The organism is Desulfovibrio sp. MES5, assembly GCF_002237645.1.
Classification (GTDB): Bacteria; Desulfobacterota; Desulfovibrionia; order Desulfovibrionales; family Desulfovibrionaceae; genus Desulfovibrio.
Map to the genome: position 1 here is coordinate 177,767 of NZ_MJUZ01000011.1, position 23,983 is coordinate 201,749.

Sequence of the window (23,983 nt, forward strand, 5' to 3'; positions counted from 1 at the left end):
TAGCTGAAAGCCGATATTTTTACGATGTTTCAGCAGCCCGCCAAAAAGCGCAAAGGCTTGTTGCCCGCCGTCGCCTCCAGGCAGAGGCTTGTCAGCGCCCGCGATAGCGACGCTGGTCGCCCACGCGCACGGTGATACGTTCGTTGTCCATATATTCAAGAAGCGAAATCAGATACTTGCGTGAAAGGCCCAAGATCTCCTTGAGGCTGCCCACATCAAGGTTGTCGTTGCTTTCAAACCAGCGGCGCACACGCTCCAGAATATCATTGAGCACGGGGCCGTGGTAGTAGAGGCCGTCCTTGATTTTCACAAGGGCTCCCTCTTCGCAGAGCAGACGCATGACGGGCGCGGCCTCCTTGGCGCTGACGCCCAGTTCTTCAAGCACGTCCTTAAGATTGGGCGGAGTCAGTTGCGCGGTGGCGTGGGCGTCCAGCAGCTTTTGCCGCAATCCGGCCTGATCCGCAGCAAGGCTGACTTTGTGCCCGGCCAGGCGCAGGCCTTCGCCTTCAAGAGCGAGGAGCTCCTGCTTGAGAGCTGCGTCCAGCACGCGTTGGACAAGGCGCGGGGGCAGGGCCTTGCTCCAGCCCGTGCAAAGAGCGCCACGGGTGAACCCGGGCTTGAGCGGGTCTTTCTGGTGCAGTTCAGCGCCGCGGGCCAGGCAGGCTTGCAGCAGGGCTTCAAAGGGCTGCTTGCCGATCCAGAGACGCCCCTCCTTGTCCCAGCACAGGGCCGAACCACGGGCGGAAAGCAGTTGCAGGCCCGCTTCCAGCGCCGCACGGGGAAAGCCCGTGAGCACGCGCAGGCGGGCTTCGTCCGCGCCTTCGGCTCCACGCAGGGTCAGCACCGCATCAATAAGTCCGGCTCTGGCTTCATCCCTGACCTTGGCTCCGGCCTTGCCCGTGGGGGCCGTTTCAATTTCCTGGTCCAGTGCTGGCAGTTTTTGCAGCAGGGCCAGCTTTGCCTGCAACTGCGGGTCCTTGCGGCGCAGATCAGGCGGCAGGGGGCTTAAAAGCAGGCCGCCGGCCACGGTACGCAGGGGCGAATAGGCGCGCACGACGCAGTGGTCGCCAAAGATCCCCACCATTTCGTCCTTGAAGCGTACTTCCGCCAGGGCGGTCTCTCCGGGGGCCAGTTTGTCTCTGTCCCAGAAGACCACGCGCGCCGGGCATTCCAGCGTGCCGTGGTGAAAATGTATTTCCACCCGTTGCCGCAGGGCGCGCGGGGCGGAAGAAAGGCAGGTGAGGCGCATGAGCCAGCGCTTGCTTGGGAAAAGCTCGCCGGGATGGGCCAGAACCTGACCCCGTTCGATGTCGCCCACCTCAAGACCCTGAACGTTGGTGGCGCAGCGCTGGCCTGCCTGCACTTCGTCCACGCTCTTGCTGTGGCGTTGCAGGCCGCGCGCCCTGGTGGGGGTGTCGGGCGGCATGAAGCGCAGTTCGTCGCCCACTTTGACCGCGCCGGAAACAACAGTGCCCGTGATGACCGTGCCGTATCCCTTCATGCTGAACACGCGGTCCACGGGCTGACGGAAAATGTCGCAGCGGCGGCGGGCGGGCAGATCCTTGGCCATCTGGAAAACGTGGGCGCGCAGGGCGTCCACGCCCAGGCCCGTGGTCGACGATACGGGAAAGATGGGCGCGCTCTCAAGGAAGGTGCCCGCAAGAAAGCCGCGCACGTCCTCGGTCACCATGTCCAGCCAGTCGGCTTCCACCATGTCGGCCTTGGTCAGGGCCACAAAGCCGCTGCGGATGCCGAGCAGAGAGCAGATTTCAAGGTGCTCGCGCGTCTGGGGCATGACGCCCTCGTCCGCCGCGATAACCAGCATGACAAAGTCCACCCCTGCCGCGCCAGCCACCATATTTTTTACAAAGCGTTCGTGACCGGGAACGTCCACAATGCCCAGCCTTTCGCCGTCGGGCATGTCCACCCAGGCAAAGCCAAGCTCGATGGTGATTCCCCGGCGCTTTTCCTCTTCCAGCCTGTCGCAGTCAATGCCGGTAAGAGCGCGAACCAGTGACGTTTTGCCGTGGTCGATGTGACCCGCTGTGCCCAGCACTACTGCCATATGGCACCCCCTGAAGTTGTTGCCCAAGGATAACATGTGGCAACAGGCATTTGCAAATGTCTGGAAAGGTGGATTCGTGCCCAAAAAAGCCCCGGCGCAGGCAAGGTCGAGTTGCCCCTGCCGCCGGGAAAACCCCGATGCGGCAAAGCCCGAAACGCCTATGCCGCCCCAAGAAACCCTGGCTCAGGCAGGGCAGAAGCGTCGTGGGACAGGGACGAAAAAAGCGGGGCACGAGGCCCCGCTGTAGTGTATGGAGATGGCCCCGTCGGTCGGGGTGTTTTGACGCAGGCCGACAATGGCGCTGAAGCGCCGGGCGGTCGGCCCGCAAAGGTTTCTTACTGCCTGTGGACAGCCGCGCCGGTTGCGGCGGCTTCTTCCCGCGCCTTGATCAGTGCCAGGGCGCGGCGGGCCAGCTGTGTAACTTCGGGCTTGGATATCTGGTCGTCAGCCCCCACGCTGTCTCCCTTATGGCGCAGCTTGTCCGTGATGAGGGAAGAGAACAGCACCACGGGCAGCTTGCTGAGCATGGGGTCGGTCTTGATGCGGTGAGTAAGATTGAGACCGTCCATGACGGGCATTTCGATGTCCGACACAACCACATGCACAAAATCCGAAATGGGCTGGCCGCCCTCTTCGCAGCGGCGCTTGATGTCCTCAAGCCGTTCCCAGGCGGCGCGGCCGTTGGAGACGACCTCTACGGTAAAGCCCGCCTTTTCCATCAGGTCGCGCAGCATTTCGCGCACAAGGGCGGAGTCGTCCGCCACCAGGGCGCGGTAGCCGGAGTTGCTCCAGTCCTTGCCAAGGTCGTCCAGGCGCAGGCCCAGCTTGGGATTGAGGTTGGCCACGACTTTTTCGAGGTCCAGCAGAAAGATGATGCGGTCTTCAAGCTTGACCACGCCGATGACCGTGTTGTTGGAGACAGCGGCCACGTATTTGTTCGGCGGTTCAACCTGTTCCCAGCTGATGCGGTGGATGCGGTTGACGCCCGACACCATAAAGGCCGTGGTGACGTTGTTGAATTCCGTCACAATGGTTTTGGGCTGCTCTTCATTGGCAGGATGGGTCTTGCCGAGCCACATGGCCAGGTCCACCAGCGGAATGATGCGCGAACGCAGGTTGAACGCGCCAAGCACGCTCGGGTGCTGCACTTCGGGCAGTTCGGTGACCTTGGGCATGCGGATGATTTCAAGCACCTTGGCCACGTTGACGCCGTAGTAGCCGCGATAGGAGGGCTCGGGAACGGGCTGGCCGTTTTCATCGGTCTGCGGCGCGGCGTCGGACGGGGGCACGAATTCATCCAGATAGAATTCGACCACTTCCAGTTCGTTGGTGCCGGCTTCAAGTAAGATATTGGACTGGGACATTCTGCCTCTCCAGGGTCGTGCCGCACGAGCGGGTCATTAGAGCGACGAAAGCCATGCCTCGGCCGCGTCTATAAGGCTTTTCGGCGTGGATGCGCCCGCCGTAAGGCCTGCCTGCGATTTATTTGCAAAATTGGCCGCTTCAAGCTCTTCTGCGCTTTCCACATGATAGGTGGCAATGCCGCTGAGGGCGGCTACGTCGGCCAGGCGTCGCGTATTGCCGCTTTGCCGTCCCCCAACAATTACCATGACATCTACCCTGGAAGCAATGTTCCTGGCTTCTTCCTGCCTTTCACGGGTCGCGTCGCAAATAGTAGACAATACAGTAAGATTTTTGAGCGAGGAGGAAAGCGTCTCGCGTATGCCAGTGAAAATTTCACGATCCTGCGTGGTTTGCGAGGCAAGCACGTAGGTGCCGGACGTGTCCAGGTGCAGGGCCGCCAGTTCCTCGGCATTGCCGAAAACGTGGGCGGGGCCGCTGGCATAGGAAATGAGGCCGCGCACTTCGGGGTGGTCCTCTTCGCCGAACAGCAGCAGGGTCGCCCCGTCCGAGGTGGCGCGGGCGATGGAAAGCTGCGCTTTTTTGACCTTGGGGCAGGTGGCGTCCACCACTGTGGCCCCGCTTTCAAACACCTGCCGCTCAACCTGGCGGGTGATGCCGTGGGCGCGGATGACGGCAACGTCCCCGGCCCGCAGCTGCGAAGCTTCGTTGACGCAGGCCACGCCCCTGCCTTCGTACTCCGCCAGCACCTGCGGATTGTGGATAATGGGGCCAAGGGTGCATATGCGGCCCGGCTCGGCGCTTCTGGAGCGACCTGAAGATCCTTCCAGCGCGGAATTGAGCTTTTGCAGGGCCAGACTGACCCCCATGCAAAAACCCGCTGTTTTGGCGCGGCAAACTTTCATGTTTTCTCCTGCTGTGCCATTGCCGCCCTTAGAGCAATTTCACTAGCGATGCTGTCGTCAGCAGTAAGGCTTCTTTATCGCCTAACGGCTGCCGTTTGAAATTGCTCTGGCGGATGCGTGAGCAGACGCCCGCCGCAAAGGCGTAAGCGCTGTTTACTTGCGCGGTTAAGCGCCAAAGCGGGCCTATCTTGAACTTTGAGAATGTACATTCTCAAAGTTCATCTGCTCTAAATGGCGAAACGGAACTGACCGTCACAAACGACGATTCTGTAAAGGGCAGCGTCTCAAACAGTCAGGCATCTGTCCAGCGCTTCTTCAAGCTCTTCCCAGCTTGAGCAGCGGCAAAGTTCCTGCCGCAGCGCCCGCGCGCCGGGAAGGGCGCGCACATAGCGCGGCACCACGCTGCGCATTTTCCACACGGCCGCATTGCCGGGGCAGTGCAGCCGGGCAAGCTCCATATGCCGCAGGATCATGGCCTTGAGCCCTGCCGCGTCCTGGGCCTGGGGGCGGCCGCCCGCGCACAGGGCCGCGTGATCGGCAAAAATGGCCGGGTTATGCATGGCCCCGCGCGCGTACATGAGCCCGGTAACGCCTGTCTGCGCAAGACAGGCCATGCCGTCGTCGGCGGTGAACAGGTCGCCGCTGGCCATGAGGGGGATGGAAAGGCGCGGGGCGAGATCGGCCAGAGCCTGCCAATGGGCCGTGCCGCCAAAACCCTGGCGGGCCGTGCGCGGATGCAGCACAAGCCAGCCAGCCCCGGCGTCTTCTAGCCTCAGGGCCAGGTCAGGCAAAACGGGGCGCGCATCGTCCAGGCCCAGGCGCAGTTTGAAGCCCACCCGGCCCGGCCCGGCGGCGGCCAGCATGGCGCGGGCCACCTCAAGAATATTGCCCGTATCGCCGAGCATGGCAGCGCCCGCGCCCTGACGCAGCACCTTTGAAACCGAGCAGCCCATGTTGAGGTCAAACCAGCCGTACCCGGCCTCGCGCAGCAAGGTGACGGCCCTGCCCAGAAAGGCGGCCTCGGCCCCGAAAAGCTGCACCACCAGCGGCTGGTCTTCGGGCAGGCTCATCAAGAGTTCGTTGGTGCCGGGGCTTTCATAGACCAGTCCCTTGGCGCTGACCATTTCCGTCACGCAGACGGCGGCTCCGTATTCGCGGCAGAGCAACCTGAAAGGCAGGTCGCTGTATCCGGCCAGGGGGGCCAGCCAGGGATGCTCACGCCCCATGGGCAGGGTTGGCGGGTTGCAGGGGCAGGGGGGCAGAGAAAAGACCTTGCTCACGGGAATCCTTCGAAAATCGTTGCCTGATGTTTAGGGGCACTGCGCCTTTGCGGCATCGTGCCTTTAAAAAATATTCATTGCGAAAGTCAGAGGCGTTTACCTTTGAAAAAGGGCAAAGGCTCTACCCCTGCACGAGAGCGCACGCGCGCAACATGGCGCGGATTCTGCCAAAAATCGCATTGCCCGGCAGAATCGTAACTCGAAATATGGAGCTTTTTACAGGCAATCCGGTCTGGTAGCTGCCTGCCTGCTGCGAAACAGCGCGCCAGCGGGTGCAGCCCACAGGCACATCTCACGGATACAGCCTGCAGACACGCCCCGCAGGTGCGGCCACTGCCGAAGCCTGCGGGCGCAAGCCACAGATACCGCTTGCCGATATATTCTGCAAACGTGCCATGGTTTCACCGGCTGCGCCGGTATGCCGCTGTTCTTCTGTTATTTTCGCGTCGTCGGGTCCGTTTCGGGCACAGACGGCCCTTGCAGTTCGTCCGGGCCGGGAAAGGCCGCAGGCGGGCGGGGGCCGACAATGGTTATGCTGGCTTCGGCAACCTGACCAGACATGGGCTCGGCCTGCGCTTCAGCGGCAAGGGCCGCGCCGCTGTCCGAAACAGTCGCGGCGGGAGCGTCCGCCCCTGTCGGGGCGTCGTCAGGGGAAGCTTCGTCGTCCGCGCTGCTCTGGGACTGCGCCGCGTTGGCCTTATCGACATCATGGATGTCCAGGGGCACCTGGTCAAGCTGGGTGGGGGCTGTGCTGGCTGCGGCCCCTGCCTCCGTAGCTTCCAGAACGGGCGACGCGTCCTCTGCGCCAGCGTCCGCTTCCTGGGCAGGGCCTGAAATGGCTCCCGGCTGCCCGGGCGCTCCCGCGCCGGATGAAGCCCCCTGAACCGCAAGGCCGGGCACGGGGTAGACACACTCGTCATCACGGCAGGCAACCCTGTTCAGAAGGGCGACGGCCTGACGCAGACCTTCATTGGTGGTTTCGGCGACAAAACCATTGCTGAGGTGGTCAAGTATGCCCGTGCGTTCAAGTATGCGCCTGACGGAACGGCTGCCCACCACAAGAATGACAGGGATGCTGCGTGAGTAGCAGCGTTCGACGAACTGCGACAGGGCGTGGGCCCCGGAAGCGTCCAGCCAGAAAACGCGGGACAGGTGCAGAACCACAAGGCGGGCTGGCTCTTCGTCCTCTTCATACAATTGGCGTTCCAGTTCGTGGATGGCGCCGAAAAAAAGCGTGCCCTCAATAACATAGACGGCAATGCCATCAGGCAGTCCAGCAGGGGCTTCGCGCAGCAGCGGGTCGTTGGCGCGCAGCCGCCGCACGCGCGGGTGGGCGGTCTTGTAGATAAAGAGCACCAGAGACAGCAGCACGCCGATGAAGATGGCCTTTTCAAGGTCAAAAATAAGGGTGGACGCAAAGGTCATTGACAACACGATACGGTCAATGCGCGTGGCCACGAGGCACAGGCGTATGGCCTCAATGTCTATCATGCCTGCGGCGATGATAAGCAGGATGCCGCCCAGGGCAGGCAGGGGCAGCCACGCGAAGAAGGGGGCCAGCACAAAGAGCATGGGCAGGGCCAGCACGCCCGAAAAGACTGTGCCCAGGCGGGTGCGGCCGCCCGATGTGACCATGAGCGCGCTGCGCGTGAACGAGCCGCAGCCCGGTATGCCCGAGGTGACGCCCGCAGCCATGTTGGCGAGCCCCTGTCCTATGAGTTCCTGACTGCCGTCGAAACTGTCGTTCCTGACGCTGGCAAGCTGCTTGCCGATGGCCAGGGACTCCACCGTGCCCAGCAGGGCCAGCGCCAGGGCCGGCATGAAGAGATCACGCACGGCGGAGAGATCAAAGGCCGGGGGCACTGACAGAGGCGGAATGACGTTGGGGATGATTCCCACAAGGCGGACGCCGTACTGGTCAACCTTGAAATGCCAGGCAATGGCAGTGACAACGGCCAGAGCGGCCAGCGAAGCGGGAAAGCGGCGGGAGATGCGCTTGAAGCTTATGGCCAGCACTATGGTCAGGGCCGCCAGCCCCACGCACCAGTAGTTGGCCTGCGGCAAGCCGTGCAGCACGTCGAATATCTGGTGGAAAAAGCCCGCCTTCTTGGGGCCGGGTATGCCAAGAACCGTTTTGACCTGGCCCATGCCGATAAGCAGGGCCGCGCCCGTGGTAAAGGCCACCATGACCGAATGGGAAATGAAGTTGGCAAGGTCGCCCAGCCGCGCCAGGCCCATGCCCACCTGTATGAGGCCGCAAAAGAGCGCCAGGCCGAAAACATAGGTCATGCGCACTTCTTCGGGCAGGCTGATGATGTGTACGCCGCCCACGCTCACCGTGGCCATAGTGGAAAAGATCACCATGGAGATGGCGTTGGTGGGCCCGGCGGCCATGAAGCGCGAAGACCCCCACAGGGCCGCAAGGATCACGGGCAGCATGCAGGCGTATATGCCGTACTGCGGGTGCACTCCAGCAATGATGGCGTAGGCCATGGCCTGGGGAACGGCCATGGGCGTGACGGTGATGGCGGCCATGAGGTCCGCCCTGAAGTCACGTGGGGAGTATGTTTTAAGCGTGGCGAGAAAAGGAAAGATGCCCGTGAGGCGCATGCTAATCCTCCCTTGGCAGGTCGTCTTCCAGACGCAGAACGTCGTGCCCCAAGGCGTAATGCATGAGACGCGGGCGTTCTACGGATTTTTTCAGTGAATTGATGATGCGGGTCATGCGCCGCGTGCCTTCCAGCACGCCGCCAAGATGCCCGGCGAGTTCGGTGAGGTCGGCGTGGGCGAGGGCGTTCTCCAGCTCAAGGGCCAGTATGCGGCCGCGCGTATCTTCGGGAAACTCCGCCATCAGTTCCCGCGCAAGACGCAGGGCGCGGGCCTGGTTGGCGTCGATATCCTCAACGAGCTCGCCGCAGTATTCCGCCTGGTTGCGCATGATGTTGAGGGCGTTGTTGCCATAGTGGGCCATGGCGCCGGCGGCTTTTTCCAGGGTGTCGCGGGCGACGGCTATGCGGCGGCCCACGGTGAGGGATACAAGGCGCGCGCACTTGCCCAGAAAGCGCTCGTCAAAAGTCTCGAAGCCGTACTCCCTTGTGGTGTACAGCATGACAAGGCCAAAAGGGGGCTTGTCATTGCGCTCACGCAGCACAAAGGCCAGGCGCGAGCGGTAGCCCTCCTTGTAGATGACGCAATCAAAGGAGTCGCCGCCCCTTTCAAGGGCCTGAAGGTTGTTGGAAACAACGTAGCGCGTGTGCCTTTGCAGGATGGCGTTCATGACCGGGTGTTCACGCAGGCTTTCTTCCAGCATGGGGGCCACGATGGGAATGGATTTTCCGCTCACATGGTTGGCCGAGCGCGCCACCCACTCGCCCCTGCTGTTGCGCAGGCGGCAGACATAGAGCTCGGCATGCATGGCGTGCACAAGAATTTCGGCGCTCTGGCGCAGCACTTCGCCGGGAGGGGCCATACGGTCGGCAATGGCGAGCAGGTCGCTGGAAACACGCAGCAGCATTTCCGTATCGCTCTGCATTGACGCCACGGAAGACAGCAGGTGCAGCAGGCAGCGCCAGCTGCGCAGCGGCACGCCGCGCATGGTGGGCCTGTAGCCCTGGTTGAGGGTCCGCTTGGTAGCGGGCAACAGGGCAAGAACGGCCACGCGCATTTCTGGCGGAGCGTACTTCAGAAGCCGGATGATTTCCTCGCGGATATATTCTTTGGTGTGCTGTGCCACCGCGTACTCCGTTTTCCGCAGGGCGGCCATGGCCGCGCTAGAGAAATATAAAAGGCTGCGGCCTTTCACGCCACAGCCGCCTTGATGTTCTTTTACTGTGAGGCAGGTCTGCTTTTATGGCCCGCAGTCCTGTAGACAAAAAAGGCAGGACTTGCCGCAGACTAATAAGCATATTCCTGAATGCCCGGCAGGTCAACGGCATTCATTATTTTGACCATTGTGGCGCAGGGTTTTTGTTGTTGTCTTTAACTTGTTATAAACTAAGCATATTTTTTGAGTGGCAGTGAATTTGCATTTGATAAAATGCGGCCCGCAACGTTGTTTGTGCGTCGCGCATGGCAATGACGCCCGCCGGCAACGTGAACAACGCGCCGGAAAATATCGGGCATGGGCAGGATTTGGCCGAGTCGCCGCGCCGGAGCGCGCGCCGAGGCCTTTGTGTCAGTCACGCCAAAAGTTCAAGGCCAAGGCCCGCAGATCACAGGAACACTCATGAAGCCCCATAAAACTCTTCTCATCATAGCCTCTTGCCTTGGCGGCGCGTTGCTGCTCCTGGGGCTTTTGGCGGGCTTTGTGCCGCAGAAGGAAGGGTATGAGGTGCGCCGCCGGGTGAGCCTCGTTGTGGCCAGCCTGCGGCCTGAGGATATGCCTGCTCCCATTGTTTCGCAGGGCAACGGATCGCGCCTGTGGTCGTTGCGCCTTGCGGCTTCGCCCGCAGTCGCCACCGCCGTGTCACCCCGGCCCGCAGGGATGGAGCCGGACGGGCTTTTTGCCGAAGGTCAGGATTCCCTGGTTCAGCTTGCCCCCCTGCTTGCGCTGGACGGATTCTCCATGCCTTTTCTTCTGGCCGTGCAGCCGCCGCAGTATGGCGACGCTCTGGACGCCAGGGGTCTGCCCCTGCGCTGGCTTGCCGCTGAAACCCTGTTGGAAGGGTACAGCCCCTTTATTCCTCGGGCGGACGGCAGGGCGCGTCCGGGGCGGATGGGAAAAGACGGCGCGCTGGCGGATGACGACAACCTTGTTTACGGCAGCCTGCCAGCCAGGGCCGTACGTTATCAGCAGCTGGTGGAAAATTTTGCCAGGCGGTACAACCTCAGCACCGAACTGGTATATGCCATCATCCACAGCGAAAGTTCCTTTTCAACCACCCTTGTAAGCGACAAATCGGCCATGGGGCTCATGCAGATACTGCCGGATACCGCCAGCGGCGAAGTGCACAAGTATCTGTACGGGCATACGGGCGACATCAGTTTTGACGAACTCAGCGTGCCGGAGGTCAACATCCGTTACGGCACCACCTATCTTCATATCCTGCTCACGCGCTATTTTGCCGGAGTGTATGATCCGCGCGCGCGCGAATACTGCGCGGTAGCGGCGTACAATATGGGGCCCAACCGCTTTCTGCGCCTCTTTGGCAAAACCAATGAGGAGGCCCTGGATGCCATCAACGCCATGACGGCCGAAGAACTGTATGAAGACCTCACCCACCGCCTGCCCGTGGCCGAAACACGCGCCTATGTGGCCAAGGTGGCGCGGATGAAGGGGCACTACGCCGCACTGCAATAGGCAGCGGGGAGCGACGCTGCCGTCAGGGCTCAGGCACAGCCGGGGGCCGCGCTAAACGCTTCTCGAAAAAAGGCGCTGCTGCGGGCTGCTTGTGCGGGCAGGCCGTCACTTGGACGAAACGCCGCAATAATCATGCGCCCGTAAACGTCTGCGTGCCTGATTTGCCGCCATGCGCCGGAGGAGCGTCCCCTGCCGGGTTTTATGCACCAACTGGGATTGGTTGGGAAAAAACGGTTGAGGTGGCTGTAAAAACAACGTACACCATTGGCAACACCGCCGTGCGGGCTGTTCAGCGTAACACGGCAATTCTGAGAGGAGTATCCATTACCATGCGAATCCGTTATTTTATGCCGCTGGCCCTGCTGCTGAGCCTGATGCTTATTGCCTGCCAACAGGGCGAAGGCACGTCCCAGTCCAAGCTGGCGGTCGTGGATATGACGCGCATCATGCGTGACAGCGAAGCCGGAAAGGCCGGGGTAAAACACCTTGAAGCTCTTCAGGCCGAGATGCAGGAACAGCTGAACGCCATTCAGGGACGCCTTGAAAAGAACGCCAATGACGCTGACGCCCAGAAAGAACTGCAGACAGTCTACATGATGTCGCAGCAGCGTATGCAGGTGGAACAGCAGAACGTGGTCAACGTGCTGTATGACACCATGCAGCGCATCGTCAATGCGTACCGCACTGAAAAGGGTTATGCCCTTATCATCAGTTCCGAAGCGGCGGCCTCTTTTGACCCCAAGGCTGACGTGACCGCCGATATCATCGCGGCCATGAACAAGCAGAAGGTGGACTTCAAGCCTGTGGCGCCCGAAGGCGCTGGCGATGCCGCTGCCGCCCCTGCCGCCGAAGCGTCCAAGCCCGCCGACAAGGCTGCGGAAAAGCCCGCCGCCCCCGCCGACAAGCCCGCTGGCAAGACTGACAAAAAGTAAGCGCGAACCGCGTTTTTGAACTGCCGGTGCAGACCGGACAGTGACATTGCAAACCCCCGGTCTCAGGATCGGGGGTTTTGCTTCGTCGCGGCAAGGGCTGCCGGAGCCAGCCGGACATTGTGACGTTTTTGTGCTGGGCTGGACAGGGCACGGCATGAAGAGCATGCTGGCCCTGCTTGCGGCGGCGTACTGATGGAAATATGAAGTGTGCCCGCCCTGGAGCGCAGCCTTTTGGGCATGTTGTGTTGCAATGCCCCGGCGGCCGCGTGAATGGCTGCCCGCAGTGAAGGCGTAAACGTAGATTGAGCCATCGCCCGCCGAGTCTCCCGCGCCCTTGACGGAATCGTTTGGGGGGAGCATGACAGCCGCGTTGCGGATGCAGGCGGCCCTGCCGCCTGCTTGCGCGAGCGGACGCTGTGACGGGCGAGGTCTAACCCTTGAGAATGCATATGCTCAAAGTTTGTCGGCCCTGAGGGCTGAAGGCCTTGTTCCAACGTTTGGCGGCACAAAGGCGTTTGTGTCCGTCGCCTTGTGGCTGGCGTCTGCCAGATGAGACGCCAGAGCAGATTCAGCATGGATCTGCTCCAAAAAATTACCGTATTGCAATGGTTGAGAGTTGATATGTTTCATGCACTTTTTGCAGTTATCCCCGTTTTTTGCGTCATTGCCTTTGGCGCGCTGCTGAGGGCGCGCGACGTTTTACCCGAAAACGCCGGGCCGGTGCTTGGCGTCTACGTGCTCAAGGTGGCCCTGCCGCTGCTCATCCTGCATCTGCTGGCCGGCGCACGCCCCGAAGACCTGTCCAGGGGCGGCTTCTGGCTTGGGCTCATCGGCTCGCAGCTGTTCGTCTATGTGCTTGGGTATATGGGAGACAAGCTGTTCTGCCGCCGGGGAATCGGCCCCGCCGTCATCAGCGGGTTTTCCTGCTCGGCCTGCAACGCGGCCTTTGTGGGGCTGCCCATTGTGTCCAACCTCTGGCCCGGCAACAGCGAAGCCATGCTGGTGGCGGGCCTCGCCATCCTCACGCCCAATGTAGTCATTATTCTGGCGCAGGCCCGGCTTGACGTTCTGGCCGGTTCTCTGGCCTGGAAAGGCGGCAGCCCGCTGACCTTTGCCGGCAGCCTGGTGCGCATCTTCATTCTGGGCAATCCCCTGCTGCTTGCCACTCTGGTGGGCGCGGTGCTCTCCCTGTCGCGACTGGGCCTGTGGGAACCACTGGACCGTGCCATAAGTCTGGTGGGCTACACGGCTGCTCCCTGCATGCTGCTGGCCCTGGGGCTTGATCTGCGGCAAAAGCTCGCCATTGCTACCCGCCGCTCGCAGGGCGGGGTGGCGCTTCGGCAGGCATGGTTCATCTTCTGCAAGCTGGTGCTGCATCCCCTGCTGTGTTGGGGCATCCTGTACGCCATGGGCGTCACGGGGTTGTGGCTGGTTATTCCCGTGCTTATCAGCGCTACGGCGACGGCCCTGCTGGTCAGCGTCATTGCCCAGGTTTACAGCGCCGTGCCTGAAGAGGCCGCCCTCACAGCCGTGGTGACCAATGGCGTGAGCATTCTGACGCTCACGGGCTTTGTGTGGTTGTTCCACGCTCTGGGCATGCTTTAGGCGCCAGACCCAGGTAACTTTTGAGAATACGCATGCGTCGTGCGCGGCGTGCACGTCAGGTCGGTGCTGCACGGGCGGCACGCATGCAAAGAGACGCAGAGTTTCTGCAAAGAATGTCCGGTTTGCCGGGCATTCTTTGTTTACAGCCCATTGACGGGATGGAACAGGCCCGGCTCGCATCAAGAAAGGCCGACTGGGAGCAAGCCGTGTCCACGGCGGGCGTCAATGCGAGATCAACCTGGGCGTCAATACGGGCGTCAATGCGAGGTCAGTACTGGCGTATCTCAGAGAGGTTTATGGCGAGAACGTCTCAGCGGCCGAGGGCGTCCGCGCTGTTGTCCGGTGCGGGGGCCAGGGTGACTATGTCTTCGGAATCCAGGGTGTTGGGGTCGTGGGCGCGCACAAAGGCCTTGGCAAAGCTGACAAAGGCCCGCGCCGCGTCAGAGAGTTTGCGGAGCCCCGGGGTGTACAGCTGCATCTTGCGCTGTAAAACCGGTTCGTGCAGCAATGTGGCCGTAAGCCCGTATCCCCTGGCCAGCAGAAGCGAAAATCGCCCGGCAAGAGCCACGCCGCAGCCCGAGGCGGCAAGGGCAAACGCGGTTGGCATCTGGTTGACCACATGGCCGATAAGAAACGGCGGCTGTGGCCCTACGTCGGCTGCGATATACCCGACGGACTCCCTGCCAACAGCGATGATAGGCACTTTTTTTACCTCGTCCCAGGTGCTGTAGCGGCCAGCCAGGGGGTGGTCAGGCCGCGAGAGCATGCTCACCGGAGTGGAGAAAAAATGTTGTGCGGTTATTCCGGCTTCCTGATGGCGAGCCGGGCCAAAACCGACCTCCGCATCCCCCTGCTGGATGCTTGACTGCACCTGCGCCATGGGCTGGTCCACCAGCTCCACGCGAATATTGGGCTGCGCCCGCGTAAAGTGCGCCAGCAGCAAAGGCAGCAGGGTGCAGGCGATAAGCGGCGCTCCTACGATGCGCACGCGGCCGGCGCGCAGACTGCAGAGGTCGCCCGCGTATTTTTCCATCAACAGAAATTCATGAAAGGCCTTTTGCGCCAGCCCGTAAAACTCCCGGCCATCAGGCGACAGGGAGACAAAACGTGACGTTCTGTCAAAAAGCGGCACCCCCACTTGCCCTTCCAGATCCTTGATGAGGTTGCTGACCGCGCTCTGAGTTATATGAAGCGCCGTTCCTGCGGCTGTGAAGCTGCGCATGTCGGCCACCATGAGAAAAGCCTCTATCTGGCGCAAAGTCATTTGCATTGATTTTCCTCTTGTTTTTTGACGATTGATAACTTGAAGTTATCAATCGAGAAGTAAAAACAATTTTACCAGTATCAGCATAGTACGTAGAGTGCATACTACGACATATTTCAAGGAAGTTAAGCCGGCATGCTTCACAATGTCTATGTAAAATGGAGTGCCATTCTTCATTTAGAAGAAAATTGATGCGCATTATCAATTAACAAAATTCTCAGAGGGAGAAAAACCATGAACACAGAAGTGATGCCTGGTTTACATAGCGCGTCACAGCAGGAAATACCTACAAAAAAACGTTTTGTCATTGTTTTTTGTTTGTTCATTGGTATATTTATCGCTTATCTGGACAGAGTCAACGTTTCGGTGCTGGCCGCCAATGATCCCTTTTTGATTGAGATGGGCATCAAGGGCGTTCCGGTACAGATCGGCATGATGATGTCGGTGTTTCTGGCGGCGTACGGTGTGGCTAACGTACTGCTGTCGCCGCTTGGAGACTATCTTGGCCCGCGCAAATCCATGATGCTCTGCATCGGGCTGTGGACGGTATCACTGTTCATGGGCGGCATTGCCTCCACCTTCACGCTGATCATTGCCAGCCGGGTACTGCTCGGCATTGGCGAGGGCGTGTACTACCCGCTGCAAAGCGTGTTCGTAAAAAACTGGTTTCCAAAGCAGGAACGAGGACGGGCCAATGCCGCCTGGGTTGTGGGCCAGTCCGTTGCTCCTGCCATAGCCATGCCTTTTTTTGCCTACCTGATCGCCGCGTTCGGCTGGCGCTCGAATTTCTGGGTGTGTCTGGTTTTGGGGTTGATTCCGCTGTACCTGCTCTGGCGACACACTGCGGACACGCCCCGGAAGCACAGGAGCATCAATGAGGCCGAGCTTTCGCTGATTGAAGAGGGTCAGGACACGCCCGCTCCCAAGGGCGAAGCCATCCCGCTCAAAGAACGGCTGAAAGGCTTTGTGGGCAACTACCGCTACTGGCTGCTGGTGTTCTGGTACCTTTGCCTCCAGTGCATGTACTGGGGACTTATCACCTGGCTGCCAAGCTACCTCAAAACCGCCAGAAACTTCAGCTGGCAGGAAATGGGCTGGCTGGCCTCGCTGCCTTTCGTGCTCTCCGTCATATTCAAGGTATTCAGCGGCGTTTTGGCGGACAAGGTGGGCAGAAGCGCCCCCATTCTTATGGCAGCCATGTTTTGCGCGGGCATCTGCGTGTATCTGGGGGCCACCACGGAACACAAGTATTTGTCCGCTGTGCTGCTGGCTCTGGCCGTGGCCTTCTGCACCATGGGCACGCCCGTGGCCTGGACCCTGCTTCAGGGCATAATCCCTACCTCTTCAATGTCCACGGCGTCGGGCATCATGAACGGCCTGGCCAATGGTCTGGCCTCGCTGGCCCCTGCCATGATCGGCTTTTTCATCTCCACTACCGGCCACTATGGCGGCGGTTTGCTCTGCCTTGTCTTCACTGGCGCGGCGGCCACGGTGGCAGCGGGCATTCTTGCCCTGCAAAAGTACTAAGGATGTTCACAGGAGACGTATATGAAGATTACAAGCATTGATATTATTGATGTTGCCAATGATTTTCAGTCCGCAACCAGCAAATGGCGTCCGGTGGTTGTAAGGATCAATACAGACGAAGGCATCAGCGGATACGGCGAAGTGGGGCTGGCCTATGGCGTGGGCGCGTCCGGGGGCTTCGGCGTGGCCAGGGATCTGGCGGGGATGCTTCTGGGCATGGACCCCATGCGCAGCGAAGCCATATGGGAAAAAATGCTGCGCAAAACGTTCTGGGGGCAGGGCGGCGGCGGCATTTTTTCCGCTGCCATGAGCGGCATCGACCTCGCGTTGTGGGATATAAAGGGCAAGGCGCTCAACGTGCCCCTGTACCAGCTCCTTGGGGGCAAAACCCGCGACAAGATACGCGCCTATGCCAGTCAGCTTCAGTTTGGCTGGGGCAGCGGCAAGGACAAGGCCATGCTGGTTGAACCGGAACAGTATGCCGAGGCCGCGCTGATCGCCGTGGAAGAAGGGTACGACGCCATCAAGGTGGACGTAATCGCTATGGACGGCGAGGGCAAGTGGAACCAGCAGGACCTTCAGGGCGTTCTGCCCGACCGCATCCTGCGCAGGGGATACGACAGGCTGGCGGCCATGCGCAAGGCCATAGGCCCGGACGTGGATATCATAGTTGAAATGCATTCCTTTACGTCAACCACTCCGGCAATCCAGTTTGGCCGTATGATTGAAGAGCTGGGCGTGCTTTACTATGAAGAACCTACCATGCCCCTGAACCCCAAGCAGATGAAGAAAATTTCAGACAATGTGGCCATTCCTCTGGCGGCAGGCGAGCGTATCTACTGGCGCTGGGGCTACAGGCCCTTTTTTGAAGACGGCTCGCTGAGCGTCATCCAGCCGGATATCTGCACCTGCGGCGGCATTTCAGAAGTGAAAAAGATTTGCGACATGGCCCACATCTATGATGTGACGGTGCAGATCCACGTTTGTGGCGGCCCCATTTCCACGGCGGCGGCTCTGCATATGGAGGCGGCCATTCCCAACTTCATGATTCACGAGCTGCACCGGTATGCCCTGCTGGAGCCCAATACCAGCACCTGCGTACACAACTATATGCCGGAAAAGGGCATGTATTCGGTGCCGGAACTGCCCGGCCTTGGTCAGGAACTTACCAAGGAGACGCTGGCAGCTTCCACTGTGGTGACGGTAAAATAAGGACACCCCTGTTTCATCAGCTCTTTGGATGCCCGGTACGGTCTTACGCCCGTGCCGGGCATCCGGATTTGTGCCGCCATCTGGATTTTGCCTGCCTGCGCTGGCTCGAAGCGTCTGTTTGAACTAGCCGATCATGCAGCTGGCTATGCTTAATCCAATAAAACCGTCAGTACCGTACGTTTTGCGCAAAAAGGCATTGAGGCAGTTATGGACGCCTGTTCGCCACGAAAAATATAAGCAGCAAGGCTGCGGCAATGGCGCAGCAGCCTGAAAACAGAAATGCGCACATTGGCGATATGCCCTGGTATAAAAAACCAAAGAGTACCGAGGCGGGAAGAAGGAACAGGCCGGTCGTCAGGTTGAACCAGCCAAAAGCCGTTCCCCGGCGGCCTTCTGCCACGAGATCAACCACCAGGGCTTTTTCGACCCCTTCAGTGGCGCCCATAAACAGGCCGTAGAAGCCAAACAGGAGAAAAAGCACGCCTGTATTATTTTCTATGGCGCTGATTCCAAAGTAAAATATGCCATATGCCGTATAGCCGCAGACCAAAACCGTGATGCGTCCGACCTTGTCCGACAGTGCCGACAGGGGGATGGAAAAAATCATGGCAACCGCAGACACGGCCGCCCAAAGCAGCGGCACATATTCTGACGGCATTCCGACTTCCTTGGCGCGAAGCAGCAGAAACATGTTTGAAGAATTGCCGAGCGTAAAAAGGGCGACAACCACAAGGTATTTTTTGAATACCGGCGGCATGTCGCCCAGGCGCCAATCAAAGCTAACGCGCTTTGGAGCGGGCGTCGCAGGGGCGGTTTCCCGTATTTTCAGCGAAAGAACAAGGCAGATGAGCGCGGGAACTATGGCCCACAAGAAGATATGCCCAAGCGGAACCTCCCGCGACAACAGAACGAAGGCCAACAGCGGGCCGATAACCGCTCCTGCATTATCCATGGCTCTATGCAGGCCAAAGGCCAGCCCGCGCTGGCCGGGCGCTGCACAGGAGGCCAGCAGGGCGTCCCGTGGGGAAGTTCGCAGGCCTTTGCCCACCCTGTCGGCAAAACGGATAAGCAGAAGCCAGCCCCAGCTTCCGGCAAAGGCGATCAGGGGGCGGCCGAATCCGGCCAGGCTGTAGCCCAGGATAATCCAGGGCTTTGCTGTACGGGTGCGGTCCATGATGACGCCTGAAAACAGCTTCAGCAGGCTTGCCGTGGCCTCGGCTATCCCTTCGATGACGCCAAGCGCGCGAGGCCCGGCCATCAGTACTGAAGACAGGTAGAGCGGAATGACCGGGTATAGCATCTCGCTCGCGCTGTCATTGCACAGGCTTATCAGGCCAATGAGCCAGATGTTGCGCGGCAGGCTGAAAATTCCGTTTTTCATTTGCCAGTTTCCTCAGCGTGAACGGCGCTATTCTTCGCCAGTGACGCCGAATTCAATGGGCGTCTTTACATAAAAAATCTTGAGGCGCTCTGCGGCAATTTTTTCAAACAGCAGGTCTGATTTTTCTGTGGTGACAGCCATAGTGACTTCCATAGGCTGCGCGGCGAGGTCAAAAAAATGGGCGGAATGCAGTTTGCCGTCGCGGCCATAGCCGCTTTGCGCCGCAGTTACGGTTACGCCGCTGATGCCAAGCTTTTTGGCTTCTGCAGTCAGCCATTCCGCAATGGTGAGAGCGCCGTGAAGGCGGGTCTGCTGCGTGAAGAACGTCAATTGATAGCCTTGCATGGGAACCTCCTAAATATGCAGGTTTTTGAGCAGGGCAAACGTGGCGATGCCCAGAAGCGTCATCAGCAGGGAGCCGAAAACGTGCAGCCCGATGGCGCCCACAGCCATGACAAGGCGCTGCTGCTGCAAAAGAGCGGTCACTTCAGCGGAGAATGTGGAAAAGGTCGTGAGCCCGCCCAGAAATCCGGTGATGCACAAGAGCCGCCATTCCGGGGGCAGAGTCGGAAAAAAGTCAAAAAAGCTGACGGCCAGACCTATGCAGTAGCCGCCGATGAGGTTGGCCGCAAGCGTGCCCATAGGGATTGGCGGGAACAGCGCGTTGAGCATGAGTCCCAGCCCCCAGCGCAGCACCGAGCCTGCTGACGCTCCCAGACTTATGGCAATGACGGATTTCAGCATATGCAGGCGCTCCTTCCGGCATCATGATTCGGCGAGGCGACGCTCCCGTGTCGGACACTACCTGCGCAGGCCCCTGCTGGCGGCCTTACTGGCAAGACGTGCTGAATACAGGCTCCGCATATTCCGTAAGTTCCAGGGGTTGGCATTGTGTGCAGCATGGCATCCTCCCATAAAAAATACGCGCAAAAAAAGATAACCACACCCTTGGGCGTGATTATCTCAAAAAAATACCTGACAACGCCGAAGCAGTGGCAGGAGTTATCAGCGAACGCGGTTCAAGGGGAACTCCATCCCCGTTCAATCAAGCTTATTCGCTTGGCGCAAAATGTCAATTCCCCGGTGGCGCAAGCGCTGTGGCGCGGATGTTCGCTGGCGGCATGCGCCTGTTCCCGCAACGCGAGAGCATGGTGCTTTTGATATCGCGTGATGCCTGAATAGCGCCGTCTCTGAGGGCAGATTAATTTTGAAATGCTTCACATTTCAAAGTATTCATTCAGCCGAAAAATGCGATTTTCGGCTGAATCCACGCCACGTTGTGGCGCGCTGCACTTTTGTGCAGCGTTAGAGAATTTACACTTTTTCAAAGTTAAAATGCTCTAAACCTCGCCTCTGGCCCCCGCTTCGAATCAGAAAGCCTTGTACTATACTGAAAATAAAAGTTTTAGGTGGTGGGGCGTGGGGGAGGGGCCCTTTTGCAAAAGGGTCCCTCCCCCACAAAGCTCTTTCCCACAAAACACTTCTTCCCCACAAACTAAATAAAGCTGCCTGCCTGATAGCTGCTGCGCACCAGCGGGGCGGAAAACACATGCTTAATGCCCAGGGATTTTCCGTACGCGGCGTAGGCGTCAAACTGTTCCGGGGTCACATAGCGGTCGAGGGGGTGGTGTTCCTTGCTGGGCGGCAGGTACTGGCCGATGGTGATGATGGAGCAGCCAGCGGCGTGCAGATCATCCACCACCTGACGCACCTGATCGTCGGTTTCGCCAAGGCCCACCATAAGGCCGCTCTTGGCCACGCCGCCCGCAGCGTGTACGCGGCGCAGCAGTTCCAGGCTCTGTTCGTAGCGGGCCTGGGGCCGAACGCGGCTGTAGAGGGCCGGATGCGTTTCCACATTATGATTGATGATGTCGGGCGCGGCGGCCATGACCGTGCGCAGGGCGGCTTCATCCCCTTGAAAGTCGGGAATGAGCACCTCAATGCTGCTTGTGGGCAAGGCGCTTCTGACAGCGGCGATGGTGCGGGCAAAATGCTCCGCGCCGCCGTCCTCAAGATCGTCCCGCGTGACCGAGGTTATGACGATGTGCTTGAGGCCCAGAGTCTGGGCCGCCTTGGCCACGCGCTCCGGCTCGTCGGGGCTTGGCGCAAGGGTCTGGCCCGGGTGGATGTTGCAGAAGCGGCAGTTGCGCGTGCACGTTTCGCCCAGGATCAGAAAGGTGGCCGTGCCCGCAGAGTAGCATTCCTGCCTGTTGGGGCAGTTGGCCGCCTTGCATACGGTGAAGAGGCCCAGGTCGTCCACAAGGCCCGTGGTGGTGAAAAAGCGCTTGTCGGAGGCCAGGGGGCGGCGCAGCCAGGGGGGCATGCGCAGGGGCTTTTGCGTGGCGTCGCCGCAGCAGGGGGAGGCGGTGGTTTTGCTGTTCACGTTTCCGTCCTTTATACGCTGTGAAGCAGGGTCATAAGGCTGTCGCGCGTCTGCATGACGGGGGGCTCCCCGCTGGCGGCGGGGTGAAAAACGGCGTGAAACTCCCTGATAAAGGCCAGTTTGACCGCGTCCATAGGCGGCGCGGCCTGCGCGGATTCTCTGGCAATGGAAGTGGCGGAAACGCCGTCCAGCCCGCAGGGCGTGACAAAATTGAAAAGCGAAAGGTCTTTGGCCACGTTAAGGGCCAGACCGTGCATGGTCACGTATTTTTTTACGGCAATGCCCAGGGAGGCGATTTTTCTGCCGTCGGTCCATACGCCGGGGAAGCCCTCACGCCGGGCGGCGGTCACGTTAAAATGCGTCAGCATGCGGATGGCGGCCTCTTCAAGGTCATGCACATAGGCACGGATGCCGCCGGAGCGCTTTTTCAGGTCAATGATGGGATAGGCCACCAGCTGACCGGGAAAATGGCAGGTCACATTGCCGCCTCTGGTGCTCTGCACCACATCCACATGGCCCTTGCACAGGGATTCCAGATGGGGGGGCACATTTTCCGCGCCGGAATTCTTGCCGATGCTCACTGTGGGCGGGTGTTCCAGCACCAGCAGGACATCGTCACCGCCTTCCTGTACCCAGGCCAGTACCCGCTCCTGCAGGGCGAATGCGTCAAGATAGCCGATGCGGTCAAGATCAAATGCCAACATGTTCACGCCGTGGGGTTGTGGGTCTGAGAAATCCTGCGCCGGGGAAATTCTGTGCCTGAAGAGTCCTGAGTCAGGAGCGTACGCCATTGGCCCGGCTTGCGTTGTATCGCCTGCGACAGGTATGGCGCGGGCACGGCAGTGCCAGGGCACAGGCAACGTGCGGACAGAACACGGCTACAACGCGGGCCGAATATCGGCAGGGCGCGGGCAGGGCACGGGCGGGCACGGGCGGCGCGTTGGCCGCTGAACGCCCGGGTTGCCGACACTGTCCAGCCTGCGGGGTCGAATCCTGTCCTGGCCAGGCCTGCCGTTGTCTGGCGTTCCGTGGTCAGGCCTGCCGGAAAAAACGGGGCTGCGCGCGCCGTTCGCAAGTCCGCAAATGGCCTGCCTGAGAGCGCATGTTTGCGGTCAACAGCGCGGCCCACGCAGAAGCGCCTGCCGTACTGCCGCCGTATTACCGCAGCCCTAGCGGAGGTCGCACGGGGTCGCGTCCTGCGACAGAAAAATCAGCTCTTCCGTGATGTCCAGCAGTTCTTCCATCAGGCCGCCGCCGCTCATAGGATGCCCAAAAAGCGCCTGCCGCTGGTTGTCCAGGCCGCGTCTGTCCACGGCGTCCGGCAGCGTGGGATGGAGGGTTTCGGCCAGTCGGCAGGCCAGAAAGTAGCCCTCGGCCCCGGCGGCGAACAAGTCGGCCAATTTGCTGAAGCGCGGCCCCACTTCCCGCCAGTAGGCCAGCGCGGCGGGGGAGGGCGCAAGGCTGGCAGCCGTGCACAGGGCTGCGTGCAGGTTGTTGCAGGCCGCGCCCGGCAGACCGGCGCGCCAGCCCCACAGCCAGTGGGTGCGGGCAAAGAAAAGATGGTGCTCCACGGCCAGGTCCAGCAGGCCGCGCATGTGGCGCAGGGCCGCAAGCAGCGGGGCGCTGCGGCTGCCTTCCGGCCAGGCGTGGCAGGGATGGCGCAATTGCCACAGGGGCACGTCGGCGCGGGATGGCGAAAGCCCGGTAAGCTGGCGCAGCAGTTGGGCCAGCCATGCGTTGGCGTCCAGACTGTGCGGGGTTTCCAGGTGGGAGTAGCTCAGCACATAATGGCCCTGGCCGTAGTCGCCGCTGACCACAAGAGGCTGGCCCTTGAGAAAGTCCGCCGACAGGTTGACGCCGTACAGCGCCTGCCACTGCTCGAAAATGTGCGGCGGCACGCTCTGCAAGGGCAGATCGGCCAGCCAGAAATCGGCGTCGGGCGCGTCGTAGGACGCCAGAACCCGCACGGGCGTGTCTTCTTCAGCGGCGAAGCGTCCCGGCCACCATACGGGCAGGCTGGGGCTGCCGGGGGCGTTCTGCTGCGGCTGGCTCTGGCGCGGGCTCGGGCACTGGCCGGATTTTTCGGCTGTGGCCGCCGCTCTGGCGCGGCGCGGGTTTGCGGCGTCGGTCGCTTCACAGGGATTCGCCTGTGCGCCGCCTGCGCCATCTGGGCCGCCCGTACCATTGGCAGGGCCATCCGCCGTGCCGCCCGCCGGGGCGCTCGCGGCATTCGCCGGGGAGTCCGCCATACCGCCAGGCCCGCGTACTTGCGGGCAAAAGGAAAATTCGTCACCTTCAAGCATGCGCACCCGCGCATGGCCCGAAATAAGGTGGTGCAGCCTTTCGGGGTATCCGGCACGAGACCAGGGGCAGATGCCCAGCCCATCCTTTGGCGCGGCATGGCTCAGGGCCAGTCCGGCCCCGCCGCAGAAGCCCAGATAGTTCCCGCCGGCTTCCATCCATTGGCGCACGGCGGCTCTTCCCGCATCACCCAGTCCGGCTGCCTTGAGGCGGGCGTTGCCGCCGGGGACCAGCAGCAGGGCGGCGCGGTCTGCCGCGTTTTTGTCTGTGGCGGCAGACTGTTGGGCCGCGCCGGAAGCGTAAAAACGCTGCGGCTTGCCTAAAAGGACGCCTTGGGCTATCTCTTTTCCCTTAACCAGGCGGCAGGGCAGTCCCATGGCGCGCACAGCGCGCCAGGCCATGAGGCCCCAGATGTGGGACGAATCCCATAAAATACAGATTGGCTGAGCAGCATGCATAGTGCTGCA

20 protein-coding genes and 1 riboswitch are annotated in these 23,983 nt (G+C 60.7%); of the genes, 6 read left to right on the plus strand and 14 right to left on the minus strand.

The genetic code is table 11. From position 1 onward, the window contains the following. Window positions 1-91: 91 nt before the first annotated feature. The 6 genes from selB to BCS36_RS04165 all read right to left on the minus strand — a co-directional run bounded on the left by selB (window position 92) and on the right by BCS36_RS04165 (window position 9,375). Complete coding sequence (gene selB / locus BCS36_RS04140) at window positions 92-2,065, minus strand: selenocysteine-specific translation elongation factor (protein WP_291301646.1); 1,974 nt, start codon at window positions 2,063-2,065, stop codon at window positions 92-94. A 335-nt stretch (window positions 2,066-2,400) separates the two neighbouring features. After that, the gene (locus tag BCS36_RS04145) at window positions 2,401-3,429 is read right to left on the minus strand and encodes a chemotaxis protein (protein ID WP_291301647.1); all 1,029 of its coding nucleotides are present in this window, start codon (window positions 3,427-3,429) and stop codon (window positions 2,401-2,403) included. 36 nt (window positions 3,430-3,465) lie between these two features. Further along, window positions 3,466-4,332 carry a 4-hydroxy-3-methylbut-2-enyl diphosphate reductase gene (gene ispH / locus BCS36_RS04150; RefSeq protein WP_291301648.1) on the minus strand — a complete coding sequence of 289 codons (867 nt, stop codon included), beginning with the start codon at window positions 4,330-4,332 and terminating at the stop codon, window positions 3,466-3,468. A 284-nt stretch (window positions 4,333-4,616) separates the two neighbouring features. Continuing rightward, window positions 4,617-5,612 carry a tRNA-dihydrouridine synthase gene (locus BCS36_RS04155; protein ID WP_291301649.1) on the minus strand — a complete coding sequence of 332 codons (996 nt, stop codon included), beginning with the start codon at window positions 5,610-5,612 and terminating at the stop codon, window positions 4,617-4,619. 435 nt (window positions 5,613-6,047) lie between these two features. Beyond that, window positions 6,048-8,222, minus strand: a complete 2,175-nt coding sequence (locus BCS36_RS04160; protein ID WP_291301650.1) for a SulP family inorganic anion transporter — start codon at window positions 8,220-8,222, stop codon at window positions 6,048-6,050. Window position 8,223: 1 nt separating this feature from the next. Continuing rightward, window positions 8,224-9,375 carry a hypothetical protein gene (locus BCS36_RS04165; protein ID WP_291301651.1) on the minus strand — a complete coding sequence of 384 codons (1,152 nt, stop codon included), beginning with the start codon at window positions 9,373-9,375 and terminating at the stop codon, window positions 8,224-8,226. A 462-nt stretch (window positions 9,376-9,837) separates the two neighbouring features. On the opposite strand from BCS36_RS04165, the gene BCS36_RS04170 reads away from it, so the two are divergent. The 3 genes from BCS36_RS04170 (at window position 9,838) to BCS36_RS04180 (ending at window position 12,036) form a co-directional block, all read left to right on the plus strand. Next, window positions 9,838-10,911 (plus strand): transglycosylase SLT domain-containing protein, encoded by a 1,074-nt coding sequence (locus BCS36_RS04170; protein WP_291301652.1) that lies wholly within the window; start codon window positions 9,838-9,840, stop codon window positions 10,909-10,911. A 329-nt stretch (window positions 10,912-11,240) separates the two neighbouring features. Further along, window positions 11,241-11,843, plus strand: coding sequence for an OmpH family outer membrane protein (locus BCS36_RS04175; protein ID WP_291301653.1), 603 nt, complete (start codon window positions 11,241-11,243; stop codon window positions 11,841-11,843). A gap of 40 nt (window positions 11,844-11,883) precedes the next feature. Next, entirely contained in the window at window positions 11,884-12,036 is a 153-nt protein-coding gene (locus BCS36_RS04180) for a hypothetical protein (protein ID WP_291301654.1), read from the plus strand. A 260-nt stretch (window positions 12,037-12,296) separates the two neighbouring features. On the opposite strand, the gene BCS36_RS04185 is transcribed toward BCS36_RS04180, so the two are convergent. Continuing rightward, entirely contained in the window at window positions 12,297-12,473 is a 177-nt protein-coding gene (locus tag BCS36_RS04185) for a hypothetical protein (protein WP_291301655.1), read from the minus strand. Between BCS36_RS04185 and BCS36_RS04190 the strand changes: the two genes are divergently transcribed. Beyond that, window positions 12,465-13,448: an AEC family transporter gene (locus BCS36_RS04190; RefSeq protein ID WP_291301656.1), complete on the plus strand. Its 984-nt coding sequence runs from the start codon at window positions 12,465-12,467 to the stop codon at window positions 13,446-13,448. The two genes, BCS36_RS04185 and BCS36_RS04190, sit on opposite strands and share 9 nt — an antisense overlap. A gap of 310 nt (window positions 13,449-13,758) precedes the next feature. Here BCS36_RS04190 and BCS36_RS04195 read toward each other — a convergent pair whose 3' ends face one another. Then, on the minus strand, window positions 13,759-14,718 hold the full coding sequence (locus BCS36_RS04195) for a LysR family transcriptional regulator (protein ID WP_291301657.1): 960 nt from the start codon (window positions 14,716-14,718) through the stop codon (window positions 13,759-13,761). A 312-nt stretch (window positions 14,719-15,030) separates the two neighbouring features. Here BCS36_RS04195 and BCS36_RS04200 point away from each other — a divergent pair, with 312 nt between their 5' ends. Continuing rightward, window positions 15,031-16,239, plus strand: a complete 1,209-nt coding sequence (locus BCS36_RS04200; RefSeq protein WP_291301658.1) for an MFS transporter — start codon at window positions 15,031-15,033, stop codon at window positions 16,237-16,239. Between the two features lie 21 nt (window positions 16,240-16,260). Then, window positions 16,261-17,451 carry a mandelate racemase/muconate lactonizing enzyme family protein gene (locus BCS36_RS04205; protein ID WP_291301659.1) on the plus strand — a complete coding sequence of 397 codons (1,191 nt, stop codon included), beginning with the start codon at window positions 16,261-16,263 and terminating at the stop codon, window positions 17,449-17,451. Window positions 17,452-17,656: 205 nt separating this feature from the next. On the opposite strand, the gene BCS36_RS04210 is transcribed toward BCS36_RS04205, so the two are convergent. The 6 genes from BCS36_RS04210 to BCS36_RS04235 all read right to left on the minus strand — a co-directional run bounded on the left by BCS36_RS04210 (window position 17,657) and on the right by BCS36_RS04235 (window position 23,974). Beyond that, window positions 17,657-18,832, minus strand: coding sequence for an MFS transporter (locus BCS36_RS04210; RefSeq protein WP_291301660.1), 1,176 nt, complete (start codon window positions 18,830-18,832; stop codon window positions 17,657-17,659). Between the two features lie 27 nt (window positions 18,833-18,859). Then, window positions 18,860-19,177, minus strand: a complete 318-nt coding sequence (locus BCS36_RS04215; RefSeq protein WP_291301661.1) for a DUF190 domain-containing protein — start codon at window positions 19,175-19,177, stop codon at window positions 18,860-18,862. Between the two features lie 9 nt (window positions 19,178-19,186). Beyond that, a complete protein-coding gene (crcB, locus tag BCS36_RS04220; protein ID WP_291301662.1) occupies window positions 19,187-19,576 on the minus strand; it encodes a fluoride efflux transporter CrcB in 390 nt (129 codons plus the stop codon). Between the two features lie 245 nt (window positions 19,577-19,821). Next, window positions 19,822-19,880, minus strand: a riboswitch (Fluoride riboswitch). Window positions 19,881-20,327: 447 nt separating this feature from the next. After that, the gene (gene lipA / locus BCS36_RS04225) at window positions 20,328-21,215 is read right to left on the minus strand and encodes a lipoyl synthase (protein WP_291301663.1); all 888 of its coding nucleotides are present in this window, start codon (window positions 21,213-21,215) and stop codon (window positions 20,328-20,330) included. 11 nt (window positions 21,216-21,226) lie between these two features. Next, on the minus strand, window positions 21,227-21,919 hold the full coding sequence (gene lipB, locus BCS36_RS04230; protein WP_291301664.1) for a lipoyl(octanoyl) transferase LipB: 693 nt from the start codon (window positions 21,917-21,919) through the stop codon (window positions 21,227-21,229). A gap of 465 nt (window positions 21,920-22,384) precedes the next feature. Further along, window positions 22,385-23,974, minus strand: a complete 1,590-nt coding sequence (locus BCS36_RS04235) for a BPL-N domain-containing protein (RefSeq protein WP_291301665.1) — start codon at window positions 23,972-23,974, stop codon at window positions 22,385-22,387. Window positions 23,975-23,983 lie beyond the last annotated feature (9 nt).